Below are 353 nucleotides of genomic sequence, written 5' to 3' on the forward strand. Positions count from 1 at the left end.
GGCTGGGGCCGATCTACAAGTCGCCGCTCCTCGATAGCGGTTATGACGTCAGCGATTTCCGCTCCGTCGATCCTGTTTTCGGCAGCATGCAGGATTTCTTGCGCTGATCAGTGAAGCTCACGCCCGTGACCTGAAAATCATTCTCGATTTCACACCCAATCATGTGTCCGAGCAGCACCCATGGTTCCTTGAGAGCAGGTCCTCGCGAGACAACGCGAAACGCCACTGGTTTATTTGGGAGGATCCGAATGCAGACGGATCGCCGCCAAATAACTGGCTCGATAACATCGGTAACGCGGCTTGGACGCTGGATGAGCAAACCGGGAAATTGTACTACCATCGTTTTCTTCCAG

The 353-nt window shown here is 54.1% G+C and carries 1 pseudogene; it reads left to right on the forward strand.

Annotation, left to right across the window (positions count from 1 at the left end):
• Nucleotides 1-11 precede the first annotated feature (11 nt).
• Nucleotides 12-353 (forward strand): annotated as a pseudogene (locus tag SB724_RS19560) (alpha-amylase family glycosyl hydrolase); the annotation flags it as partial.

It is taken from the genome of Bacillus sp. SIMBA_031 (assembly GCF_046535225.1).
GTDB classification, from domain to species: domain Bacteria; phylum Bacillota; class Bacilli; order Bacillales; family Bacillaceae; genus Bacillus; species Bacillus velezensis.